Raw genomic sequence first — 23,604 nt, 5'->3', positions numbered from 1 at the left:
GCGTGCGACAATGTTTCTTTTCGCGCCGACGTCGGCGCCCAGACACTTCCAGGAATGCAGCGAATGAAGATGGGAATGCGCGGCGCCGCGGCGTCGGTTCTGATTCTGGCGATGGGCACTTCGGGTGTCGCTCTGTCGCAACAACCGGCTGCCCCCGCAGCCGCCAAGGAGACCGCAACCTTGAATTCCCCCAAGCAGAAGCTCGGCTACGCCATCGGCCTTGATGTCGCCAAGTCGTTCACCCCGATCGCCGATGAGATCGATGTGGCCGCCCTGCGCACCGCCGTTGAGCGTTCGTTCGAGGGCCTGCAGCCGCAGATCACCCAGGAACAGGCCAAGGCCACCGATGCCGCCCTGCGCCAGGTCGTGATGGCCCGCAGCGGCCAGCAGGTGCCGGGCGTGGCACCGGGCTCGCAGCCGCCGAAGGTCGACCGCGTCAAGGTGTCGCAGATGATCGGCTCCTACTCGGTGGGTCCGTCGCTGGCGCAGCTGAAGGACGATATCGATGTCGCCTCGTTGTTTGACGCAATCAGCACCGGCCTGACCAAGGGCCAGCCGAAGATGACGGAAGCTGACGCGACCGCCACCATCCAGGCCTTCATGGGTGCCAAGCAGGCTGAAATGCAGGCCAAGGCCGCCCAGGCTGCGCAGACCAACCGCACGGAAGGCAACGCATTCCTGGCCAAGAACAAGACCCAGCCGGGCGTGGTGACCACCTCGTCGGGCCTGCAGTACCAGGTGATCCGCCCGGGTAGCGGCGAGCGCCCGCTGCCGAGCAGCAAGGTGCGCGTGAACTACGAAGGCAAGCTGCTCAACGGCACCGTGTTCGACAGTTCCTACGGCCGCCAGCCGGCCGAGTTCGGTCTGGACCAGGTGATCAAGGGCTGGACCGAAGGCGTCGCGCTGATGCCGGTCGGTTCGAAGTACCGCTTCTGGATCCCGGGCGAACTCGCCTACGGTGAGAACGGCACCCCGGGCGGCCCGATCGGCCCGAACGCGACTCTGACGTTCGACGTCGAGCTGCTGGGCGTTCTGCCGTAAGTCATTCAGGAGCGAATACGGATATGCGCGTTGCGATTTTTGGTACCGGCTACGTTGGACTGGTGACCGGTACCTGCCTGGCCGATGTTGGTCATCAGGTGGTCTGTGTCGATATCGACCAGGCCAAGGTGGATGGCCTCAACCAGGGCATCATCCCGATCTATGAACCCGGCCTGGAGCCGATGGTGAAGGCCAACCATGCCGCAGCGCGGCTGGCGTTCACCACGGATGCCGCGGCCGCCATCGATCACGGCCAGGTGGTGTTCATCGCCGTTGGTACGCCGCCGGACGAGGATGGCAGTGCCGATCTTCAATACGTGCTTGCCGTAGCCCGGACCATTGGTCGGCACATGAGTGTGCCGACCGTGGTGGTGAACAAGTCGACGGTGCCGGTCGGCACCGCCGACAAGGTGCGTGCCGCCATTGCCGAAGAGCTGGCCGCGCGTGGCGCGGACATCGCCTTCGACGTGGTGTCCAACCCGGAATTCCTGAAGGAAGGCGATGCGGTTGCGGACTGCATGCGCCCGGACCGCATCATCATCGGTGCGGCGAACGAAGAGTCGGTGGCGGTGATGCGTCGCCTGTACGCGCCGTTCAACCGCAACCACGACCGCGTGGTGGAAATGGACGTGCGTTCGGCCGAACTGACCAAGTACGCCGCCAATGCGATGCTGGCGACCAAGATTTCGTTCATGAATGAAATCGCCAACATCGCTGAACGCGTCGGTGCCGATGTCGAGCAGGTCCGCCAGGGCATTGGTTCGGATCCACGCATCGGCTGGCACTTCATCTATCCGGGTGCCGGTTACGGCGGCTCGTGCTTCCCCAAAGATGTGCAGGCATTGGCCCGTACCGCCCAGCAGTATGGCCTTGAGCCGAAGCTGCTCAATGCGGTTGAAGCGGTCAACGATGCGCAGAAGGGTCATCTGTTTGCCCTCATCCAGCGTCATTACGACAAGGGCGAGGACGAGGGCGTGCGTGGAAAGACCTTCGCCGTATGGGGTCTGGCCTTCAAGCCGAACACCGACGACATGCGTGAGGCCTCCAGCCGTCGACTGCTGGCGCAGCTGTGGGAAGGCGGTGCGACGGTGCGTGCCTACGATCCGGAGGCGATGCACGAGTCGCAGCGCATCTTCGGCGAACGCGATGACCTGGTGTTCTGCAACAGTGCCGATGAAGCGCTGCAGGGTGCCGACGCGCTGGTGGTGGTCACCGAGTGGAAGCAGTTCCGCAGCCCCGACTTCCAGAAGCTGCGCGAGCAGCTGAAGGATGCGGCGGTGTTCGACGGCCGCAACCTGTATGAGCCGGGCGAAGTGGAAGCCGCAGGTCTTGCGTACTACGGCATTGGCCGGGGGCGCTCGTTGCATGTCTGATTTGCCCACTGAACGCGAGCAGGCGCTGGAAGCGCGCCTGGTCGAGCTGGAAATGCGCGTGTCCTTCCAGGAACAGGCGCTGGCCGAGCTGAGCGACGCGCTGGCTGATGCCCGCATGCAGGGCATGCGCAACGCCGATGTGCTGCGCGTGCTGCTGGAAGACCTGGGCAAGGTCCGCAACGCACTGAATTCTTCCGATCCGGCGAGCGAACCGCCGCCGCCGCACTACTGATCCGAATCCTATGAGCGATACCCTCCGCGACCAGCTGATGGGCCTGGGCTTCAAGCCCGCGCCCAAGCCCGAGCGCAAGAATGATGGCCCCCGCCGTGATGGCCGCCCGCAGGGCAAGGGTGGCAACGGCAACGGCAATGGAAAGCCGCAGGGCGCAGGCAAGGGCGAGCACAAGCCCGGTGAGCGTCGTGGCCAGGGCCATGGCGCGGGCAAGCCCGGCGGGCATGCGCGCGGTGGCCAGGGCCAGCAGGGCCCGCGCAAGCCGCGCAGCACCGAAGAGATGGACCTGGCCAAGGCCTATGCCATCCGGGCGCAGCGGGAGAAGGAAGAGCGCATCGAGACCGAGCGCCTGAAGCAGGAAGAAGCACGCGTGCGCCGCGAGGCGAAGGCCAAGCTGGAAGAACTGCTGAAGGACAAGAGCCTCAACGCCGAGGCAGCGGACATCGCCCGCCACTTCCCGTATGGCGGCAAGATCAAGCGCATCTATGTGACCGCCGAACAGCTGACCGCGCTCAATGCCGGTGAGCTGGGTGTGGTCCAGCTCAATGGCCGCTACCTGCTGGTAACGGCCGACGTGCTGGCACAGTCCGAGGCGGTGTTCGCCGCCTCGGTGGCGCTGAAGGTCGATCCGAATGCGCCGGCCGAGGAAGATCCGTATGCGGATCCGCAGTACCAGGTGCCGGACGACCTGGTCTGGTAAAGGCGCAACCACCGCGGACGGCACTGCCCCCGCGGTTGGGGGAAGGGATGACCGCTGATCCAAGCCGTGGCTACGTGCCGCACATTGACGGCCTGCGCGCGATTGCCGTGCTGGCCGTCATCGTGTTCCACCTGGACCCGGCCTGGTTGCCGGGCGGGTTCACCGGCGTAGACGTGTTCTTCGTCATTTCCGGGTTCGTGGTCAGCGCGTCGGTGCACCGGCTGCCGCCGTTGTCGCTGTGGCAGTCGATGCTGCGCTTCTATTCGCGTCGCATCCGCCGCATCGCACCTGCGCTGATCAGCTGCCTGCTGTTGACCGCCGTCGGCAGCGTGCTGTTCATTCCCGAGTCCTGGCTCAGCGAGGCCAGTGACAAGACCGGGCTGATGGCATTCTTCGGCTTCAGCAACTGGGTGCTGGCGCTGATCGGCAACGATTATTTCGCGCCCAAGGCCGAATTCAATCCCTATACCCATACCTGGTCGCTGGGCGTGGAGGAGCAGTTCTACCTGCTGTTCCCGCTGCTGTTCCTGGCCTGGGCGCGCGGCGTGCGCGGGCGTTGGATCAGCCTTGGCCTGTTTGCCATGGTCAGCGCGGCGTCGCTGCTGCATGCGGCGGTGCTGGGCCTGCGCGAGGCGCCGCCATCGTGGGCGTTCTACGCCACCACTACGCGGCTGTGGCAGCTGGGTGTTGGCGTACTGCTGTTCCAGCTGCTGCATGTTCGCCAGCCAGTGGATGCGGTGACGACGATTGCACTGAAGCGCGCTGTGCCCGTGTTCTCGCTGCTCGCGATGGTGGCGCTGGCCTTGCTGTGCTGGGCATTGTGGACCGCACGGGCCGGACGTTCGCCGTGGCCTGATGGCCTGCTGCCGACCTTTGCTGCGGCAGGCCTGCTGTGGGCGCTGCATCATCATCCCCGGTCCTGGGTGGCACGCCTGTTGGCCAGCAGGCCGATGCGCTCCATCGGCCTGCTGTCGTACTCGCTGTATCTGTGGCACTGGCCGGTACTCGTGCTGATGCGCTGGACCGTGGGCCTGCAGACACCCCTGCAGATGAGCGCTGCGATGGCGCTGGTGCTGCTGCTGTCGTGGTTGTCGTGGCGCTGGGTGGAGCAACCGTTCCGGGGCCCCTTGGCGCAGCGTCTGCGCCCGGGTCGCTGGGTGCTGGCAGGTTCGGCTGTGCTGCTGGTCGCGGCCGGCACCCAGACGCTGCTGTACCTGCAGGCACCGCGGATATCACTGAGCACGGTCAGTCGGCATCCCGGCGACTGGTATCCCAACGGCAAGAGCGTGGCAGGCGACTATCCCGACTGCAGCCTGGTGACCACCAAGCGACGCTTCGAAGGTGGCAGCATGCGGACCTATGCGCGTGGTGACTGCGATCGGCCGGTGCCTGCCGGTGCGCCGAAGCAGGTGTTCGTTGCTGGCGATTCGCATGCAATGGCCTACATCGAGCTGCTGCAGCGGCTGGCGCTTGAGAGTGGCTCGGAGGTGATTCTCTACGGTCGTGGTGGATGCCCGCAGGTGAGCCTGCAGAAGTGGCGCGGCGCGGGTGCCGGTTGCAGTGATTTCGACGCAGCGATGCTCGCCGATGTCACGCAGCGTGCGCAGCCAGGTGATGCCGTGGTGCTGGTGTCGCTGCGGATACCGCGCTTGTCCGATCAGTTCGTATTGTTCGATGCGCAGGCGCAGCTGGCGGGCGAGCTGACCCCGGAAGCCACTGCAGGACGCGAGGCCGAAGTGGCCGAGGCGATCACCCAGTGGAAACCGTTGGCCGAGCGCGGTGTACGCATCGTACTGGAAGCCCCCAAACCGGTGCTGCCGGCGCCGCCGTATCGCTGCTCTGACCGCTTCAATTCACGCAACGAGGTCTGCCGCAACGGCCTGGACAGCACGCGTGAGGCGATGGAAACGCTGCGTGCGCCGATGCTGGGCAGCCTGCAGCAGGTGGTCGATGGCCTGCCAGGGGGTGTGCTGTGGGATCCGATGCCGGTGCTGTGTGATGACGTGCTGTGCCCGGCGCAGCGCGATGGCCGGCCGTTGTTCTTCGATGGCGATCACCTCAGCGCGCATGGCAACCGTGTGCTGCTGCCGTCGCTGCAGCAGGTACTGCTGCAGCAGTAGGACCGGCGCCGGCGTCAGGCCTTGAAGCGGCTCCGGCGTGCGCGGATCAGTGGCAGGCTCGGTGCGAAGAAGCACAGCAGTGCGCCGACCAGGGCAAACGACACCGGACGAGAAACCGTCAAAGCCCAGCGCAATGATGAAGCGAAAAGGGGACGGAGGGGATTAAGTCGTTTTGGGCACAAACGACTTAATCCCCTCCGTCCCCTTTTTGTGTCATTCGGGATCGTAGTCGAGGTTGGAGGCCAGCCAGCGCTCGGCCTGGGCGCGGTCCACGCCCTTGCGGCGGGCGTAGTCGCTGATCTGCTCGCGGCTGAGGCGGCCGACCACGAAGTACTGGCTCTGCGGATGGCTGAAGTAGTAGCCCGAAACGGCCGCCGTAGGCAGCATCGCGAAGCTCTCGGTCAGTTCCATGCCGGCGTTGGCTTCGGCCTGCAGCAGGTCGAACAGGCGTCGCTTTTCGCTGTGCTCCGGGCAGGCGGGGTAACCCGGTGCCGGGCGGATGCCGCTGTACTGCTCGTCGATCAGCGCCTCGTTGTCCAGAGTCTCGGCGTGCTCATGGCCCCAGAATTCGGTACGCACGCGCTGGTGCATGCGCTCGGCCAGCGCTTCGGCGAAGCGATCGGCGAGGGCCTTCAGCAGAATCGCGTTGTAGTCATCGTGGTCGGCTTCGAAGCGCGCTACGTGCGCGTCGATGCCGATGCCGGCAGTGACGGCGAAGGCGCCGATCCAATCCTGCTTGCCGCTGTCGGCCGGGGCGATGAAATCGGCCAGGCAGAAATCCGGGCGCTCGGCCGGCTTGTCCACCTGCTGGCGCAGGAAGTGCAGGGTGGTTTCGCCCTGCGGGTGCTGCACGCGCACGTCGTCGCCGATGCTGTTGGCCGGCCACAGGCCGAACACGGCCTTGGCGGTCAGCCATTTCTCATTGACGATGCGCTCAAGCATCGCGCGGGCGTCCCTGTACAGATCGCTGGCCTGGGTGCCGACGATTTCGTCGGTGAGGATGGCCGGGAACTTGCCGGCCAGCTCCCAGGCCTGGAAGAACGGCGTCCAGTCGATGTAGTCGACCAGTTCGGCCAGCGGGTAGTCGTCAAATACGTGCAGGCCGGGCTGGTTCGGTGCCGGCGGCGTGTAGGTGTCCCAGCCCCCCTGGAATTTCTGCCCACGCGCGTGTTCCAGCGAAACCAGGCGCTTGGCATCGCCACGGTTGCGATGGCGCGCGCGGATCTCGGCATAGTCGGCCTCGTTGGCGGCTACGAAGGCCTCGCGCAGGTCACGCGAGATCAGCGACTGGGCCACGCCGACCGCGCGCGAGGCGTCCTTCACCCACACCGTGGGCGCCTTGTAATGTGGGTCGATCTTCAGCGCGGTGTGCGCGCGCGAGGTGGTCGCTCCACCGATCAGCAGCGGCAGGTCGAAGCCCTGGCGCTGCATCTCCAGGGCCACGTGGCTCATCTCTTCCAGTGATGGAGTGATCAGGCCGGACAGGCCGATCAGGTCGGCGTTGTGCTCGCGCGCGGCATCAAGGATCTTCTGCGCCGGCACCATCACGCCAAGGTCGACCACCTCGAAGTTGTTGCAGGCCAGGACTACGCCGACGATGTTCTTGCCGATGTCATGCACATCACCCTTCACCGTGGCCATGATGATCTTGCCGTTGCTCTTGGCGGTGTCGCCACTGCGCGCCTTCTCGGCCTCGATGTAGGGCAGCAGGTAGGCCACGGCCTTCTTCATCACGCGCGCGGATTTCACCACCTGCGGCAGGAACATCTTGCCGGCGCCGAACAGGTCGCCGACCACGTTCATGCCATCCATCAACGGACCTTCGATCACGTCCAGCGGGCGGCTGGACGCCTGCCGGGCCAGTTCGGTGTCTTCTTCCACGAAGGCATCCAGGCCGTGCACCAGCGCGTGCGCCAGGCGCTGCGCCACCGGCTTCTCGCGCCAAGCGAGGTCTTCGGTCTTCGCCGCGCCCTTCTTGCCCTTGTAGCGCTCGGCGATTTCCAGCAGGCGCTCGGTGGCATCGCTGCGGCGGTTGAGGATCACATCCTCCACGCGCTCGCGCAGTTCCGGTTCCAGTTCGTCGTAGATCGGCATGGCGCCGGCGTTGACGATGCCCATGTCCATGCCGGCGGCAATGGCGTGGTACAGGAACACCGAGTGGATGGCCTGGCGCACCGTTTCGTTGCCGCGGAACGAGAACGAGACGTTGGAAACACCGCCGGACACATGGCAGTGCGGCAGCGTCTGCTTGATGATGCGGGTGGCTTCGATGAAGTCCACCGCATAGTTGTCGTGCTCTTCGATGCCGGTGGCGACGGCGAAGATGTTCGGGTCGAAGATGATGTCCTGCGGTGGGAATCCGATCTCGTCGACCAGGATGCGGTAGGCGCGGGTGCAGATCTCGACCTTGCGTGCGCAGGTGTCAGCCTGGCCGCTTTCGTCGAATGCCATCACCACCGCGGCCGCGCCATAGCGCAGGACCTTGCGTGCGTGCTCGCGGAACAGCGCCTCGCCTTCCTTCAGCGAGATCGAATTGACCACGCTCTTGCCCTGCAGGCACTTCAGGCCGGCCTCGATCACGCTCCACTTGGAGGAGTCGATCATCACCGGAATACGGGCGATGTCCGGCTCGGACATGATCAGGTTGAGGTAGCGGGTCATCGCCGCTTCCGAATCGATCAGGCCCTCGTCCATGTTGACGTCGAGGATCTGCGCACCGCTGGCCACCTGCTGGCGGGCCACGTCCACCGCTTCTTCGTAGCGGCCTTCCTTGACCAGCTTGCGGAACTGCGCGCTGCCGGTAACGTTGGTGCGTTCGCCGACGTTGATGAACAGCAGGTCCGGAGTGATGACCAGAGGCTCCAGGCCGGACAGGCGGGTAGGGCGGACAGGCGTCATGGCAGGCGTCAGCTCAACAGCAATAGGGCGGGAAGTGCGGAACGGTGGCGGCGACATTCATGCGGCCTGCTCCTGGACACCGGGCAGGGCGCGCGGCGGCAGCCCGGCCACGGCCTCGGCGATTGCGCGGATGTGGTCAGGGGTGGAGCCACAGCAGCCACCGACCAGGTTCAACAGGCCATCCTCGGCGAAACCGCGCAGGGTGCTGGCCATGTCCTCGGGCGTCTCGTCGTACTCGCCGAAGGCATTGGGCAGGCCTGCGTTGGGGTGCGCGCTGACGTAGCAGTCGGCGACCTGCGAAAGGGTTTCCACGTGCGGGCGCATCGCATCGGCACCCAGTGCGCAGTTCAGGCCGATCGACAATGGGCGCGCATGCGCGAGCGACGCGTGGAAGGCCTCGGCGGTCTGCCCGGACAGCGTGCGTCCCGAGGCATCAGTGATGGTGCCGGAGATCATCACGGGCAACCTTGCGCCGCGTGCATCGAAGGCCTCCTCCAGTGCATACAGCGCGGCCTTGGCATTGAGCGTGTCGAAGATGGTCTCGACCATGATGGTGTCGGCGCCGCCGTCGATCAGGCCGTCAATGGCTTCGCGGTACGTGTCGCGAAGCTCGTCGAAGCTGGTGTTGCGAAAGCCCGGATCGTTGACATCGGGACTGATCGAGGCGGTGCGGCTGGTCGGGCCGATCACCCCGATCACGAAGCGTGGCTTGCCTGGTGTGGTTGCGGCTACTGTATCGCAGCAGGTGCGTGCCACCGCTGCGCCAGCCTTGTTCAATTCGTACACCAGGTGTTCGAGGTGGTAGTCGGCCTGGCTGACCGACGTGGCGTTGAACGTGTTGGTCTCGACCAGATCCGCGCCCGCTTCCAGGTAGGCGGTATGGATGTCGGCGACGATCTGCGGCCGGGTCAGCAGCAGCAGATCGTTGTTGCCCTTCAGGTCATGCCCTTCCTGCACGGCGTGGTCGCAAGCGGGGCCATGCACATGATCGTAGCCACCGGCGAAGCGCTCGCCGCGGTAGTCGTCTTCCTGCAGGCCATGGCGCTGGATCATGGTGCCCATCGCGCCGTCGATGATCAGGATCCGCTCGCGCAGGGCGTCGAGCAGGGCGTTGGCACGATCAGGATGCAACCAGGGCAGGGCAGGCATGGCGATCTCGGGCTCAGGGCTTGTTGGCGATCAGTGAAATCACTTCGAAGTGCGGCGGACGCTTTTCGCGGGTGACCGTCTCCAGGCTGGATACCTGCAGGCCGGCCTTGTCGACGAACCTGCGCAGCTCCTTGTCGCTGAAGCCGAGGTTGACGTGGCCGTAGGCCTCCACCGCCGCCTTGTGCTCGTGGCGGGCCAGGCTGCACAGCAGCAGGCGGCCGCCGGAGCGCAGCACGCGCGCGGCTTCGGTCACCGCCTGCGCCGGTTTGCTGGCGTAGGTGAGCGCATGCATCAGCACCACCAGGTCGAAGCTGCCGTCCTTGAACGGCAGCGCATGCATGTCGCCCTCGCGCACTTCCACATTGGGCAGGCGGCGCAGGCGCTCGCTAGCGGCGGCAACCACGCGCGCGCTGGTATCGATGCAGATGTAGCGCTTGGCATGCGGGGCGACGAGTTCGGCCAGTACACCGTCACCGGAGGCGATGTCCAGCACGTCGCCGGTCTCCAGCAGCGGCAACGCGGTACGCGCGAGGGCTTCCCAGGTGCGGCCGGGAGAATAGTGGCGCTCCATGTCGCCGGCCACGCTGTCGGCCCAGTTCTGGTCGGAGGCACGGTGGGCCAGCACGGCGGCGACACGTTCAGCGTCCTGCCGCAGCAACGGGTCGTCGCTTCCATTGCTCAAGGCATGCCACAATGCACGCTGCGCCGGGTCCAGCTGGGCCTCGTCGAAGCGGTAATAGGCCGACACGCCCGCACGGCGGTCGCGGACCAGGCCGGCTTCCTTCAGGCGCGCCAGGTGGGTGGACACCCGCGGCTGTGCCAGCCGGGTGATCGCCGACAGTTCGGCCACGGTCAGTTCCTCCTGCTCCAGCAGCGCCAGCAAGCGCACGCGGGTGGCATCGGCGAACACCTTGAGGCGGGTCGACCAGTCTTCCAGATCCATAAATATCTACCTATCGCGATATAGAGATATATTCGCTGAGAACGCCTACCGCGGTCAAGTCGCTGGCGTACGGAAACTGGCGGGCCCCGGTACAATCGAGGCACCTGGGCGCGCGGTGCGCGGCCCATAACTTCATGTACCCGGGAGGGTGTTGTGGATTTCAGCTTTACTGAAGAGCAGTTGATGCTGCAGGACGTGGCGCGGCGCATCGCGCAGGAAAAGATCGCCCCCAGCGCGGAGCACCATGACCGCACCGGCGAGTTCCCGCTGGACAACATCCGCCTGCTGGGCGAAAACGGCCTGATGGGCATCGAAGTGCCGACCGAATACGGTGGCGCGGGCATGGACCCGGTGGCGTACGTGTTGGCGATGGTGGAGGTCGCCGCCGCCGACGCAGCCCATTCGACCATCATGTCGGTCAACAACTCGCTGTTCTGCAACGGCATCCTCACCCACGGTACCGAGGAACAGAAGCAGACCTACGTGCGTGCCATCGCCGAAGGCGAGGCCATCGGCGCGTTCGCGCTGACCGAGCCGCAGTCCGGTTCGGACGCCACGGCCATGCGTTGCCGCGCAGTGAAGCAGGCCGATGGCACCTTCGTCATCAACGGCAAGAAGAGCTGGATCACCTCCGGCCCGGTGGCCAAGTACATCGTGCTGTTCGCAATGAGCGAGCCGGACAAGGGCGCGCGCGGCATCACCGCCTTCATCATCGATACCGACAAGGCGGGCTTCGGTCGCGGCAAGACCGAGCCGAAGCTCGGCATCCGCGCTTCGGCCACCTGCGAGATCGAATTCAACGACTACGTGGCGCAGGCTGAAGACGTGCTGGGCCAGGAAGGCGAGGGCTTCAAGATCGCGATGAGCGTGCTCGATGCTGGCCGCATCGGTATCGCCTCGCAGGCCATCGGCATCGCCCGTGCCGCCTATGAAGCGACCCTGGAGTACGTGAAGGAGCGCAAGGCGTTCGGCGCGGCCATCGGTACCTTCCAGATGACCCAGGCCAAGATCGCCGACATGAAGTGCAAGCTGGACGCGGCGCTGCTGCTGACCCTGCGCGCGGCATGGGTGAAGGGCCAGGGCAAGCGCTTCAGCACCGAAGCAGCGGTGGCCAAGCTGACCGCCTCGGAAGCGGCGATGTGGATCACCCACCAGGCCGTGCAGATTCATGGCGGCATGGGGTATTCGAAGGAAATGCCGCTGGAGCGCTACTTCCGTGATGCCAAGATCACCGAGATCTACGAGGGCACCTCGGAAATCCAGCGCCTGGTGATCGCCCGCAACGAGACCGGGCTGCGCTGATGGACCCGACGGGGCGGCGATTGCCGCCCCGTTTCTTTTGTACGATCAACGTGGCAATCGGCAAACAATATCCTTTCCATTCCATTCACAGACGATCTGAAGTGATTCCTGTGGCATTCCCGGATGCATGGTCACGCCATAGAGCCGGGCCGAGTCCACCCATCGTTCGAGCTCGTCGTGATCGTCGAAGCGATAGCTGCCGATGAAGTTCCGGGCCAAATCCGGATCGGTTGCCGCACCATCCGGAATCTTGTTGCCCTTGGCGTCAAGGCTTTCACCTTGCACATAGCGGGCTCTATCAACCGCAGAAGGCGTGATGACCAGCGTGGTTTTTGAACCATCGCGCCATGTGATCCGATAGATGGCGCTGTCAATGCCGATGGTCTTGCTGACGAAGCTCAGTCCGATCGACGAAAGGAACGTCGCCATGCTGTTCCAGGCGGCCGACGAAGTCGTTGCGCCTGTGAACGCCTTGCCAATATCACCTTCCAGTCTTGATCGCTCCGTGGCCATCTGAACGACATCGTAGGCGTTGAGGCTCTTGTGCTCTTCCGGAAAGCTTATGCCGTTGGCGAATTGCGGATCATCTGGATGCACCTCGTACTGGATTCCTCTTCCGGCCCACTGCCGCGGCGCGAACTGTACGCTTGGCACGTTGTTGTCGAGCATGCCCATGATTCGATTGAAGGATGCGTTGATTGGCCCGGGAATCTGCGCCCTTGTTGCGCGGTAGCGACGTAGCTCGCGATCGTACTCCACATCGAAACCATGAATCCGGCGCTGCTGGAAGTCGGCGACGATGGTGGGCCCCGTGCCCGAGGAAAGTGCCAATGCGCGCGGGTCACGACAGTTGTCGCAGACGAGGACGCCCTTGGCGCGGGCTTCCTGGATACTGCCGGCTGCAAACAACGTGCTGAGCAGCAGAGCGGTGCGGCTGAAGAATCGTAGAGCTTTTCCATCCATGATTTGTCTCCTGGGACGGCATCGGATCGATTGCCGTAGAAACATCTGGATAGCAACGATCACGACGTATCGGACCTCTGCGCAGCCAGAAATCCAACGTTGGGGTTGTCTGCGAACCCGGGAGACGCCTTGAGCGCGAGTGTGGCGTGCGATCCCATACGGTGCAGCGGTCCGGTGTTCGCAATGTGGGCTGGATGCGACCTGCCTCCGGCGCCACCATAGGCACCGTGGTTGCACTGCTGCGCTGACACGTGGCACTGCAAAGCGCCAACCAAGGTTGGCGACTACCGGGTCAGCCGCAGCATTGGCAGGTGCCAACCTGGGTTGGCGAACCATCTACCATGCGGCAAGAAAAAAGGCCCCGGATCGCTCCGGGGCCTTTTCGTTTCAACTCACCGCCGGATCAACGATCCGGGCGGTGCGCGGCTTCCGCGTCGCGCTGGCGCTCCATGAATTCCTTGGAGGACTCATCCAGCTTGTCACCCAGCATGCGGCGCACGACCACGAAGAACACCGGGATCATCAGCAGGCCGAGCAGGGTGGCGAACAGCATGCCGCCGATCACGCCGGTACCGATGGCGTGGCGGGAGTTGGCGCCGGCGCCGGCGGAGATCGCCATCGGGATCACGCCCATGATGAACGCGAACGAGGTCATCAGGATCGGTCGGAAACGCAGGCGTGCCGCCTCGATGGTGGCATCGCGCAGGGTCTTGCCTGCTGCGCGCTGCTCCACCGCGAACTCCACGATCAGGATCGCGTTCTTCGCGGCCAGGCCGATCACGGTGATCAGGCCGATCTTGAAGAACAGATCGTTCGGCAGGCCACGCAGCATCGACAGGCCGAGGGCGCCAAGCACGCCAAGCGGCACCACCAACAGCACCGCCACCGGGATCGACCAGCTTTCATACAACGCGGCCAGGCACAGGAACACCACCACGATCGACAGCACCAGCAGCAGCGTCGCCGCGTTGCCGGCCAGGATTTCCTGGTAGGACATGCCCGACCAGTCGTAGCCGAAGCCAGCCGGCAGATCGTCGTTGACGATGCCTTCCATGGTCTGCATCGCCTCACCCGAGCTGGTGCCCGGTGCCTGCGAGCCGACGATGTTGATCGCCGAGTAGCCGTTGTAGCGGCTCAGCGACGGCGGTGCCGACACCCATTCGGACTTGACCACCGTATTGAGCGGGATCATCGCATTGGTGCCGTCGGCATTCGTGGTCAGGCTGGACGGGCTGTAGAAGCTCTTCAGCGACTCCTGGCCGGTGCGGTACGGACCATCGGCCTGCATGGTCACGCGCTTGATGCGGCCTTCGTAGAAGAAGTCGTTCACGTACACCGGGGCCAGCATCAGCTGGATGGTGCTGTACACGTCCGACACCGACATGCCCATCGACTGCGCCTGCACGCGGTCGACATGCAGCTGCAGCTGCGGGGCGTTTTCCAGGCCGTTCGGGCGTACGCCCACCAGATGGTCGGGCTTCTGCGCAGCCTGGCCAAGCAGGATGTTGCGCGCCTGGGTCAGCTGCTCGTAGCCGGCACCGCTGCGGTCCTGCAGCCACATGTCGAAGCCGCCGAACTGGCCGAGGCCCTGCACGGTGGGCAGGTTGACCACGAAGATCTGCGCTTCCTTGATGCCGTAGAACGCGCCGTTCATGTTCTGGATGAACTCGGGCGCGGTGAACTTGCGTTCCTCCCATGGCTTCAGGCGGATGAAGCCCATGCCCACGTTCTCGCCGGAACCGACGAAGCTGAAACCGGCCACCTGCAGCATGCCTTCATAGCCGTCCTGCTTTTCCAGGATGCCACGCATCTGCGCGAACACTTCGTTGGTCTGGCCCTTGGTCGAGCCCGGCGGCAACTGCACGATCGCCAGCGCATAGCCCTGGTCTTCTTCCGGCAGGAAGCTGCCCGGCATGCGGGTGAACAGGAAGCCGCACAGTGCGGTCAGCACCACGAACAGGATCATCCAGCGCGGTGCATGGCGCACCGCCGAAGTGATGTGCCCCACATAGGTATGGCTGATCTTGTCGTAGTACTTGTTGAAGGTGCGGTAGATGATGTTCGGGTTGTCGTTGTGCGTCGGCTTGAGGAAGGTCGCGCACAGCGCCGGGGTGAAGCCCAGAGCCAGGAACGCCGAGAACGCCATCGAGATGGCGATGGTCAGCGCGAACTGCTTGTAGATCTCACCGGCGGCGCCGCCCTGCAGGGCGGACGGGATGAACACCGCGGCCAGTACGACGGTGATCGCCACCACCGCGCCGGTGATCTGGGTCATCGCCTTCTGCGTGGCCGGCTTCGGCGCCAGGCCTTCCTCGGTCATGATGCGTTCGACGTTCTCGATCACCACGATCGCGTCATCGACCACGATGCCGATCGCCAGCACCATCGCGAACAGGGTCAGCTGGTTGATCGTGAAGCCGATCATCCACATGCCCAGGAAGGTGCCGAGCAGGGCCACCGGGATGACCAGGGTAGGGATCAGGGTGGCGCGGAAGTTCTGCAGGAAGATCAGCATCACCAGGAACACCAGGAACACCGCTTCGAACAGTGTCTTGACCACTTCCTGGATGGAGATCTTGACGAAGGTGGTGCTGTCGTACGGCGAGAACCAGGTCACCCCGGACGGGAAGCTGGGCTGCAGCTCGTCCATCTTGGCGCGCACCGCATCGGCCACGTTCAGGGCGTTGGCGCCCGGCAGCAGCTGGATGGCGAAGGCACCGGTCGGCTTGCCGTTGTACTGGGTGTCGAAACCGTAGTTGTTGGCACCGAAGGCAACGCGGGCGATGTCCTTCAGCAGCACGCGCGAGCCGTCAGCGTTGGCGCGCAGGATGATGTTCTCGAACTCCTGCGGCGAGCTGAAGCGGCCCTCGGCCGAGACCGTGGCGGTGAAGTGCTGGCCTTCCGGCGACGGGTCCGAACCCAGCGCACCGGCAGCGAACTGCACGTTCTGCGCACGCACCGCGGCGAGCACCTGGCTGGCCGAGAGGCCATAACCCTGCATCTTTTCCGGATTCAGCCAGATGTTCATGGCGTACTCGGAACCGAACTGCTGGGTGCTGCCGACGCCGGGGATACGCGAGACCTGGTCGAGCACGCGCGAACCAACGATGTCGTTCAGCGCATCACGGTTGATGGTCGGGGTATCGGACTGCAGCGCCACCACCATCAGGAAGCCGGCGTTGGCCTTGGCCACCACCACGCCCTGCTGGGTCACCTCCGAAGGCAGTCGTGGCGTGGCCAGCGAGACCTTGTTCTGCACCTGCACCTGGGCGATGTCCGGATCGGTACCCGTCTCGAAGGTCAGGGTGATCTGCGCACGGCCGTTGGAGGCGGACGATGAGCTGAAGTACAGCAGGTGATCGATACCGGTCAGCTGCTGCTCGATCACCTGGGTGACCGATTTCTCCGTGGTGTCCGCACTGGCACCCGGATAGGTCGCCGAGACGGTGACCTGCGGCGGGGCGATGTTGGGATAGGACTCCACGCCCAGGTTGAGGATCGCGATCACGCCGCTGAGCGAGATCAGGATCGCAACCACCCAGGCGAAGACTGGATGTTCGATGAAAAATTTAGGCATGACGGAAGGTTCCCGTTACTGCTTGTTCGAATCGGTGGCGGCCGGCTTGGCCGCATCGGCCTGCTCGGGCTTGGCCGCGTCGGCCGGTGCCTTGCCTGCGGCCGGTGCTGCGCCCGCCGGAGCGGCGCCGCCTGCGGCAGGCTTGCCGTTGGCGTCCTGCCCCGGGGTCCACGGCTTGGCCACCGCCGGTGCACCTTCCTTGACCTTCTGCACGCCGGCCACGATCACCTTGTCACCGGCGGCCAGGCCGTCGCTGACCAGCCAGTTGCCGTTCTGCGCGCCATCGGTCTTCACGTTCTTGCGCACCACCTTGCCGTCGGCACCGACCACCATCACGTAGCCGCCGGTGGTGTCACGCAACAGCGCCTGCTGCGGCACCAGGTAGGCGTTGTTGCGCTCGCCCAGGTTGGCCTGGAAGCTGACGAAGGCGCCGGGCAGCAGGATCTGCTGCGGGTTCGGCAGCAGCGCACGCAGCGACACCGCGCCGGTGGCCGGGTCGACCGTGGTCGAAGAGAAGTCCAGCGTGCCCGGCTCGCTGTAGGTGCTGCCGTCGGCCAGCTTGACGTTGACCGTGGCCTTGCCGTCGCCGGACAGCGCCAGCGCGCCCTTGGCCTGCTGCGCGCGCAGCTGGGTCAACTCGTCCACGCTCAGCGAGAAGTTGACGTACAGCGGGTCGAGCTGGTCGACGGTGGTCAGCAGGGTCACATCGCCCTGGCCGACCAGTGCGCCTTCGGTGACCTGCTGCTTGTTGGCCACACCGCTGATCGGCGCGGTCACTTCGGTATAACCCAGGCTGATGCGCGAGGAGGTCACCGCCGCTTCGGCCTGCTTGACCGCGGCCAGCGCGGTGCGCTCGGCCGATTCGGCGTTGTCCAGGTCGGACTTGGAGACGAACTGCTGCGGCGCCAGCGAACGCGCGCGATCCGCGGCCACCTTGGCATTGGCGTAGGTGGCGCGGGCCGAGGCCAGCTGGGCCTCGGAGGCATTGAGCGAAGCACGCAGCGGCGCCGGGTCGATCAGGAACAGGGGCTGGCCCTGCTTGACCTGCGAGCCTTCCTGGTAGACGCGCTTGAGCAGTACGCCCGGCACGCGCGCACGCACGTCGGCGCTGCGGAACGGCGACAGGCGGCCGACCAGCTCACGCTGCAGCGGCAGGGTCTGCGGCTTGGCGTCGATCACGCCCACCTCCGGCGGCGGGGGCGTCTGCTGTTCCGGCTTCTTGCAGGCAGCCAGCGCGACAGCAACGGCGCACGTCAAGGCAAGGGTGCGGAGTGGGGCGGTCATCAGGAGGAACTCCGGGGTTGGTTTGAAGACGGGGCCGCCGACGGCTGAGGCGCGAAGGCGCGCAGGAAGCTGTCGACGGAGAACTCTGCCCAGCGCCGACGCAGCTGCGCGTCATCACGATGGGGGGTATGGAAACGCTGTTTGTCGAAATCCTGACCGGCGATCATGCTCAGCAGCAGTTCGGCCATGAAGTGCGGGTCGTCATGCCGGAGCTGGCCACGCATGCAAACGGTTTCAATCCATTCAGCAAGATGAAGCGTCAGCGCGCCGGCGCCATGCCGGTACAGCGTACGCGCCTCTTCGGGAAACTGAGCTGCGTCGGCGGCGATCAGCCGACAGGCCTGCCCTACGTGCGGTTGGTTGAAATGCTCCAGGAAGTCGGTGGCGAACTGGAGCAGGCTGGCACGCAGGTCGTCAGTGCGGAGTGCACGAACCATGGCTCCGGTAGCGTGGCCGACATGGCGCTGCATCACCCGGCGCAGCAGTTCCTGCTTGTTGCCGTAGCGCGAGTACAGGGTCTGCTTGGAGCAGCCGGCATGCTGGGCCACCGCGTCCATGCTCATCTGCATGCCCTGCTGGGCCAACAGCTCGCGCACGGCATCGAACACGCGCTCATCGCGTGCGTCGAGGGCAACGGGGAGGTAGGCCGGGTTCACGCGGTGGACTATACCGTCCAGTTCAGGATTGTGGAATCGAATCGGCGTCGCCGCGTGTGTCTTCCGGTAACACGCTTTGCCGATCCTGTCGGCAGTGCTGAAGCGCGCACCAGCACCATACCGGTGCGAACTGAATAGGCGTCTAAACCGCAGCAAACCCGAATCTGGTTATTCCGTCCTGCAGCAAGGCCTTTTCGTGCGGTAGGGCTACAATTTCATTTTCCCAACTGAGCAAGCGCATCGCTCTGCCATGAAACCGCAAAAAACCGCAGCCAAGACCGTGAAAAACAAGACCAAACCAGCAGAGTCGGAGGTCGCAGTGACCGCTGGTTTCTCCCTGGAGCCGGTGTACACGGCATTGCGCAAGCGTTACCCCGCGGCCGCACAGGCCGAAGCGGTGGCCTTCGCCACTGACTTCTACAAGCGCATGGAGTCGGACGAGTTCCCGCACCACAGCGCTGAAGAGTGGGCCGCTCTCGCGGCTGAGACGCTGGAATTCGCCCGTGCCCGCAAGGCCGGCAAGGCCAACGTCCGCGTGTTCAATCCGACCGCGAAGGCCAACGGTTGGGAATCGCCGCACACCGTGCTGCAGATCGTCAACGACGACATGCCGTTCCTGGTCGACACCGTCACCATGTCGCTGGCCGAACAGGGCGTAGGCGTCCACGTGCTGGGCCACCCGGTGCTGCGCTTCACCCGCGACAAGGCCGGCAAGCTGGTCAAGGTCGGCGAGGGTGATGCCGAGTCGGTGATGCTGCTGGAGATCGACCGCCAGCCGGCCGAAGCCATGGCGGCCATCGAGCAGGCCATCAGCAAGGCGCTGGACGAAGTGCGTGCGATCGTGCGCGACTGGCAGCCGATGAAGGACAAGGCGCTGGCGCTGGCCGACGACCTGGGCAGCCGCCAGCTGCCGGTCGACGACGCGTCGCGCAAGGAAGCACAGGAATTCCTGCGCTGGGCCGCCGACAACCACTTCACCTTCTTCGGCTACCGCGAGTACCGCGTCGAGAAGCAGGGCAAGGAAGAGGTGCTGGCGCCGCTGAACGACACCGGCCTGGGCCTGATGCGCGGCAAGGACAAGTCCGCCGCCCGTCCGGTCAAGACCCTGGCCGCGCAGGGCCTGAACACCACGTCCGGGCTGAAGGACGCGCTGATCCTGACCAAGACCAATGCCCGTTCGCGCGTGCACCGCGCCGGCTACATGGACTACATCGGCGTGCTGGAATTCGACGCCAAGGGCAAGATCATCGGCGAGCAGCGCTTCCTCGGCCTGTTCACCTCCAGCGCCTACAACCGTCGCCCGTGGGAAATTCCGCTGGTGCGCCAGCGCCACGAGCACGTGATGAAGCAGTCGGGCCTGGCCTCGGCCAGCCACAGCGGCAAGGCCCTGCGCCACATCCTGGAAACCCTGCCGCGCGAAGAACTGTTCCAGTCCAGCGAGGACGAACTGTTCCGCACTGCCATGGGCGTGCTGGGCCTGCAGGAGCGCGTGCGCAGCCGCCTGTTCCTGCGCCGTGACAAGTACAGCCGTTTCATCTCCGCGCTGGTCTACCTGCCGCGTGAGCGCTTCAACACCGACGTGCGCCTGCGCATCGAAGCGATGCTGAAGGAAGCGCTGCACGGCGAGTACGTCGACAGCTCGGTGGTGCTGGGCGAATCGCCGCTGGCCCAGGTGCACCTGATCGTGCGCCCGAAGCCGGGCGAAATGCTGGACGTCGATACCGCCGAACTGGAGCAGAAGCTGGCCCAGGTGCTGCGCAACTGGCAGGACGACCTGCGCGAAGCGCTGGTGACCCGCCACGGCGAAACCGAAGGCCTGCGCATTGCTGCCCGCATCGGCAAGGCACTGCCGGCCGGCTACATCGAAGACAACAGCACCGCCGTTGCCGCCAACGATGTCAGCCAGCTCGATGCCCTGACCGGCCCGGACGACCTGCGCCTGAGCCTGCAGGCCGTGCCGCGCGAAAGCGGCGATGGCCTGCGCCTGAAGCTGTATCGCCAGCTGGACGACATTCCGCTGTCGGACGCGCTGCCGATGATGGAAAACATGGGCCTGCGCGTGATCGCCGAGCGTCCGTACCGCCTGTCGGTCGACAACGCGCCGGTGTACGTGCAGGACTTCGAGGTCGAGTCGACCGCCGGCGCGATCGATGCCGCCAGCGTCGATGAAGCCTTCGGCGAGACCTTCGCCCGCGTCTGGCACGGCGATGCCGAGAACGACGGCTTCAACCGCCTGGTGCTGGCCGCTGGCCTGCACTGGCGCCAGGTCGCCATGCTGCGTGGCTACTGCAAGTACCTGCTGCAGACCGGCGTGCCGTTCTCGCAGGCCTACGTGGAAGGCACCTTCGCGCGCTACCCGCTGCTGGCCCGCCTGCTGGTCGAGCTGTTCGAAGCCCGCTTCGATCCGGCCACCGGCCACGAAGGCATGGACGACATCGCGGCTGGCCAGGCCCAGCTGAAGGCCCACTTCGACGTGCTGGCTGCTGGTGACGACGCCACCCTGAAGGTGCTCAAGACCGTGGTCGACGCCCGCAAGGGTGACCGCGACGCACAGATGCAGGCCGCGCGCGATGCGCTGCTGAAGCTGATGGACCGCGTGTCCAGCCTGGACGAGGACCGCATCCTGCGCTCGTTCATGGGCGTGATCGACGCGACCCTGCGTACCAGCTACTACCAGACCGATGCCAACGGCCAGCACGGCCATGTCATCAGCTTCAAGTTCGATTCGGCGCTGGTGCCGGACCTGCCGAAGCCGCGCCCGTACCGCGAAATCTTCGTCTACGGCCCGCGTGTGGAAGGTACCCATCTGCGCTTCGGCGCGGTCGCCCGTGGCGGCCTGCGCTGGTCGGACCGTCGCGAAGACTTCCGTACCGAAGTGCTGGGCCTGGTCAAGGCGCAGATGGTCAAGAACACCGTCATCGTGCCGGTCGGCGCGAAGGGCGGCTTCTTCGCCAAGACCCCGCCGGTGAACGGCGACCGCGACGCGATCTTCGCCAACGGCGTGGCCTGCTACAAGCTGTTCATCCAGGGCCTGCTGGACATCACCGACAACATCGTCAACAACAAGATCGTGCCGCCGGTGGATGTCGTGCGCCACGACATGGACGATCCGTACCTGGTGGTGGCCGCCGACAAGGGCACCGCGACCTTCTCCGACATCGCCAACGGCCTGGCCATCGCCCACGGCTTCTGGATGGGCGATGCGTTCGCCTCCGGTGGTTCGGTCGGTTACGACCACAAGGGCATGGGCATCACCGCACGCGGTGCGTGGGAGTCGGTCAAGCGCCACTTCCGTGCGCTCGGCCGCGACAGCCAGAGCCAGGACTTCACCGCGGTCGGCGTCGGCGACATGTCCGGCGACGTGTTCGGCAACGGCATGCTGCTGTCGCGCCACATCCGCCTGGTCGCTGCGTTCGACCACCGCCACATCTTCCTGGACCCGAACCCGGATGCGGCCACCACGTTCGTTGAACGTGAGCGCCTGTTCACCGTGCCGCGTTCGAGCTGGGCGGACTACGATGCCAAGCTGATCAGCAAGGGCGGCGGCGTGTACCCGCGCAGCCTGAAGTCGATCGAGATCACCCCGCAGGTGCGCGAAGCGCTGGGCCTGGACGAAAACGTCAAGGCGCTGTCGCCGAACGATCTGATGAGCGCGATCCTGAAGGCGCCGGTCGACCTGCTGTGGAACGGCGGCATCGGTACCTACGTGAAGGCCGCCAGCGAGCAGCACAGCGATGTCGGCGACCGCGCTAACAACGCGCTGCGCGTGAACGGTGGCGAGCTGCGCTGCAAGGTGGTGGGCGAGGGCGGCAACCTGGGCATGACCCAGCTGGGCCGTATCGAAGCCGCGCAGGCTGGCGTGCTGCTCAATACCGACTTCATCGACAACTCGGCCGGTGTTGATACTTCCGACCATGAAGTCAACATCAAGATCCTGCTCAATGATGTGGTGCGGGCCAAGAAGCTGACCGTCGAGCAGCGCAACAAGCTGCTGGCTTCGATGACCGATGAAGTCGCCGAGCTGGTGCTCAACGACAACTACCGCCAGAACCAGGCGCTGAGCCTGATGGAGCGGATGGCGGTCAAGCGCCTGGGTTCCAAGCAGCACTTCATCCGTACCCTGGAGCAGCAGGGCCTGCTTGATCGCCAGATCGAGTTCCTGCCGTCCGATGCCGAGCTGTCGCAGCGCAAGGCACGCGGCCAGGGCCTGACCCGTCCGGAGCTGTCGGTGCTGCTGTCCTACTCCAAGCTGGTGGCGTTCGCCCAGCTGCTGGATTCGGACATTCCGGAAGATCCGTACCTGTCCAAGGAGCTGCAGCGCTACTTCCCGACCCCGCTGCAGAAGAAGTACGCCGACGCAATGGAGCGTCACCGCCTGAAGCGCGAAATCATCGCCACGGCCGTGACCAACCAGACCATCAACCGCATGGGCGCCACCTTCCTGATGCGCATGCAGGAAGACACCGGCCGTTCCATCGCCGAGGTCGCCAAGGCCTACACCATCAGCCGTGAAACGCTGGATGCACGCGCGCTGTGGGCACAGATCGATGCCCTCGACGGCAAGGTGCCGGAGTCGGTGCAGATCGATGCACTGGAAGTGATCTGGAAGCTGCAGCGCTCGTTCGTGCGCTGGCTGCTGTCGCGCCCGGGCGCGATGCCGGGCATCACCGAAGCGGTCAACCGCTACCAGGGTCCGTTCAACGACATCCGCGTTGCTTCGGGTGTGCTGCCGGATTCGCAGCGTCCGACCTACGAAGCCCTGGTGGCCGAGTGGAAGGAAAAGGGCCTGCCGTCCGCGCTGGCGCAGCAGCTGGCCGAACTGCACTTCCTGGAGCCGGCGTTCGACATCATCGAACTGGCCCGCACCCGCAAGCTGAAACCGGTGGACGTGTCCAAGGTCCACTTCCGCCTGGGCGACGCCCTGCAGCTGCCGTGGCTGTTCGAGCAGGTCGACGCGCTGGAGGTCAATGGCCGTTGGCACGCCGTGGCACGTGGCGTGCTGCGTGACGAGCTGGCCGCCAACCACCGCAACCTGGCGGGCCAGGTGCTGGGCACCAAGGGCAGCAGTGCTGAAGCGAAGGTGGCGGCCTGGATGGGCCGCGACGACAACAGCCTGCGCTTCACCCTGGCGATGCTGGCCGAACTGGCCGAGCAGAAGACCCTGGACTACCCGACCGTCTCGGTCGCGGTCCAGCGACTGGGCCAGCTGGCTGCACATGGTGCGTAAGTGATGTAGTGCCGGGTTATGCCCGGCGTGCGTTGAACAGAACGGCCCCGCGAAAGCGGGGCCGTTCTGTTTTGCGGCGCATGCCTGGGACGGGTAGTGCCGGCCGCTGGCCGGCAACCCCATGGACCTCCCCGCAGAT

14 protein-coding genes are annotated in these 23,604 nt (G+C 65.3%); 7 read left to right on the top strand and 7 right to left on the bottom strand.

Annotation, left to right across the window (positions count from 1 at the left end; genetic code table 11):
* Window positions 1–63: 63 nt before the first annotated feature.
* The 5 genes from ACZK33_RS15240 to ACZK33_RS15220 are packed head-to-tail and all read left to right on the top strand — an operon-like array spanning window position 64 to window position 5,466.
* The gene (locus ACZK33_RS15240) at window positions 64–1,041 is read left to right on the top strand and encodes an FKBP-type peptidyl-prolyl cis-trans isomerase N-terminal domain-containing protein (protein WP_019337358.1); all 978 of its coding nucleotides are present in this window, start codon (window positions 64–66) and stop codon (window positions 1,039–1,041) included.
* 23 nt (window positions 1,042–1,064) lie between these two features.
* Window positions 1,065–2,414: a UDP-glucose dehydrogenase family protein gene (locus ACZK33_RS15235; RefSeq protein ID WP_032127659.1), complete on the top strand. Its 1,350-nt coding sequence runs from the start codon at window positions 1,065–1,067 to the stop codon at window positions 2,412–2,414.
* Entirely contained in the window at window positions 2,407–2,646 is a 240-nt protein-coding gene (locus tag ACZK33_RS15230; RefSeq protein ID WP_019660397.1) for a SlyX family protein, read from the top strand. The genes ACZK33_RS15235 and ACZK33_RS15230 overlap by 8 nt, the downstream gene beginning before the upstream one ends.
* A gap of 10 nt (window positions 2,647–2,656) precedes the next feature.
* Window positions 2,657–3,346, top strand: a complete 690-nt coding sequence (locus ACZK33_RS15225) for a DUF2058 domain-containing protein (protein WP_032127660.1) — start codon at window positions 2,657–2,659, stop codon at window positions 3,344–3,346.
* Between the two features lie 47 nt (window positions 3,347–3,393).
* Entirely contained in the window at window positions 3,394–5,466 is a 2,073-nt protein-coding gene (locus tag ACZK33_RS15220; protein WP_423174806.1) for an acyltransferase family protein, read from the top strand.
* A 213-nt stretch (window positions 5,467–5,679) separates the two neighbouring features.
* Here ACZK33_RS15220 and metH read toward each other — a convergent pair whose 3' ends face one another.
* Genes metH through ACZK33_RS15205 form a run of 3 tightly spaced genes read right to left on the bottom strand, consistent with a single transcriptional unit; the run spans window position 5,680 to window position 10,456 of the window.
* The gene (gene metH / locus ACZK33_RS15215) at window positions 5,680–8,364 is read right to left on the bottom strand and encodes a methionine synthase (protein WP_478453553.1); all 2,685 of its coding nucleotides are present in this window, start codon (window positions 8,362–8,364) and stop codon (window positions 5,680–5,682) included.
* 57 nt (window positions 8,365–8,421) lie between these two features.
* Complete coding sequence (locus ACZK33_RS15210) at window positions 8,422–9,513, bottom strand: homocysteine S-methyltransferase family protein (RefSeq protein WP_049422067.1); 1,092 nt, start codon at window positions 9,511–9,513, stop codon at window positions 8,422–8,424.
* Window positions 9,514–9,526: 13 nt separating this feature from the next.
* Window positions 9,527–10,456 carry an ArsR/SmtB family transcription factor gene (locus tag ACZK33_RS15205; RefSeq protein WP_032127664.1) on the bottom strand — a complete coding sequence of 310 codons (930 nt, stop codon included), beginning with the start codon at window positions 10,454–10,456 and terminating at the stop codon, window positions 9,527–9,529.
* A gap of 153 nt (window positions 10,457–10,609) precedes the next feature.
* On the opposite strand from ACZK33_RS15205, the gene ACZK33_RS15200 reads away from it, so the two are divergent.
* Window positions 10,610–11,758 carry an acyl-CoA dehydrogenase family protein gene (locus ACZK33_RS15200; RefSeq protein ID WP_049422068.1) on the top strand — a complete coding sequence of 383 codons (1,149 nt, stop codon included), beginning with the start codon at window positions 10,610–10,612 and terminating at the stop codon, window positions 11,756–11,758.
* Window positions 11,759–11,803: 45 nt separating this feature from the next.
* Here ACZK33_RS15200 and ACZK33_RS15195 read toward each other — a convergent pair whose 3' ends face one another.
* The 4 genes from ACZK33_RS15195 to ACZK33_RS15180 form a co-directional block, all read right to left on the bottom strand.
* Window positions 11,804–12,721, bottom strand: a complete 918-nt coding sequence (locus ACZK33_RS15195) for a hypothetical protein (RefSeq protein WP_121505192.1) — start codon at window positions 12,719–12,721, stop codon at window positions 11,804–11,806.
* Between the two features lie 403 nt (window positions 12,722–13,124).
* Window positions 13,125–16,298, bottom strand: a complete 3,174-nt coding sequence (locus ACZK33_RS15190; protein WP_423174808.1) for a multidrug efflux RND transporter permease subunit — start codon at window positions 16,296–16,298, stop codon at window positions 13,125–13,127.
* Between the two features lie 15 nt (window positions 16,299–16,313).
* Window positions 16,314–17,582, bottom strand: coding sequence for an efflux RND transporter periplasmic adaptor subunit (locus tag ACZK33_RS15185; protein WP_049422071.1), 1,269 nt, complete (start codon window positions 17,580–17,582; stop codon window positions 16,314–16,316).
* Window positions 17,582–18,238, bottom strand: coding sequence for a TetR/AcrR family transcriptional regulator (locus tag ACZK33_RS15180; RefSeq protein ID WP_032127669.1), 657 nt, complete (start codon window positions 18,236–18,238; stop codon window positions 17,582–17,584). Before ACZK33_RS15180 ends, ACZK33_RS15185 begins: the two co-directional genes overlap by 1 nt.
* A 250-nt stretch (window positions 18,239–18,488) precedes the next feature.
* On the opposite strand from ACZK33_RS15180, the gene ACZK33_RS15175 reads away from it, so the two are divergent.
* Window positions 18,489–23,465, top strand: coding sequence for an NAD-glutamate dehydrogenase (locus ACZK33_RS15175; protein WP_423174809.1), 4,977 nt, complete (start codon window positions 18,489–18,491; stop codon window positions 23,463–23,465).
* The last annotated feature ends 139 nt before the right edge of the window (window positions 23,466–23,604 follow it).

Source organism: Stenotrophomonas sp. 86156_Sma (assembly GCF_056481625.1).
This window is presented reverse-complemented; position numbering and strand designations above follow the sequence as displayed.

Excerpts from the sequence above, each read along its gene's own strand:
- ACZK33_RS15190 (WP_423174808.1), bottom strand. The coding sequence starts at position 16,298 with ATGCCTAAATTTTTCATCGAACATCCAGTCTTCGCCTGGGTGGTTGCG.
- ACZK33_RS15230 (WP_019660397.1), top strand. The coding sequence starts at position 2,407 with ATGTCTGATTTGCCCACTGAACGCGAGCAGGCGCTGGAAGCGCGCCTG.
- metH (WP_478453553.1), bottom strand. The coding sequence starts at position 8,364 with ATGACGCCTGTCCGCCCTACCCGCCTGTCCGGCCTGGAGCCTCTGGTC.
- ACZK33_RS15185 (WP_049422071.1), bottom strand. The coding sequence starts at position 17,582 with ATGACCGCCCCACTCCGCACCCTTGCCTTGACGTGCGCCGTTGCTGTC.
- ACZK33_RS15175 (WP_423174809.1), top strand. The coding sequence starts at position 18,489 with ATGAAACCGCAAAAAACCGCAGCCAAGACCGTGAAAAACAAGACCAAA.
- ACZK33_RS15235 (WP_032127659.1), top strand. The coding sequence starts at position 1,065 with ATGCGCGTTGCGATTTTTGGTACCGGCTACGTTGGACTGGTGACCGGT.
- ACZK33_RS15225 (WP_032127660.1), top strand. The coding sequence starts at position 2,657 with ATGAGCGATACCCTCCGCGACCAGCTGATGGGCCTGGGCTTCAAGCCC.
- ACZK33_RS15240 (WP_019337358.1), top strand. The coding sequence starts at position 64 with ATGAAGATGGGAATGCGCGGCGCCGCGGCGTCGGTTCTGATTCTGGCG.
- ACZK33_RS15195 (WP_121505192.1), bottom strand. The coding sequence starts at position 12,721 with ATGGATGGAAAAGCTCTACGATTCTTCAGCCGCACCGCTCTGCTGCTC.
- ACZK33_RS15220 (WP_423174806.1), top strand. The coding sequence starts at position 3,394 with ATGACCGCTGATCCAAGCCGTGGCTACGTGCCGCACATTGACGGCCTG.
- ACZK33_RS15210 (WP_049422067.1), bottom strand. The coding sequence starts at position 9,513 with ATGCCTGCCCTGCCCTGGTTGCATCCTGATCGTGCCAACGCCCTGCTC.
- ACZK33_RS15205 (WP_032127664.1), bottom strand. The coding sequence starts at position 10,456 with ATGGATCTGGAAGACTGGTCGACCCGCCTCAAGGTGTTCGCCGATGCC.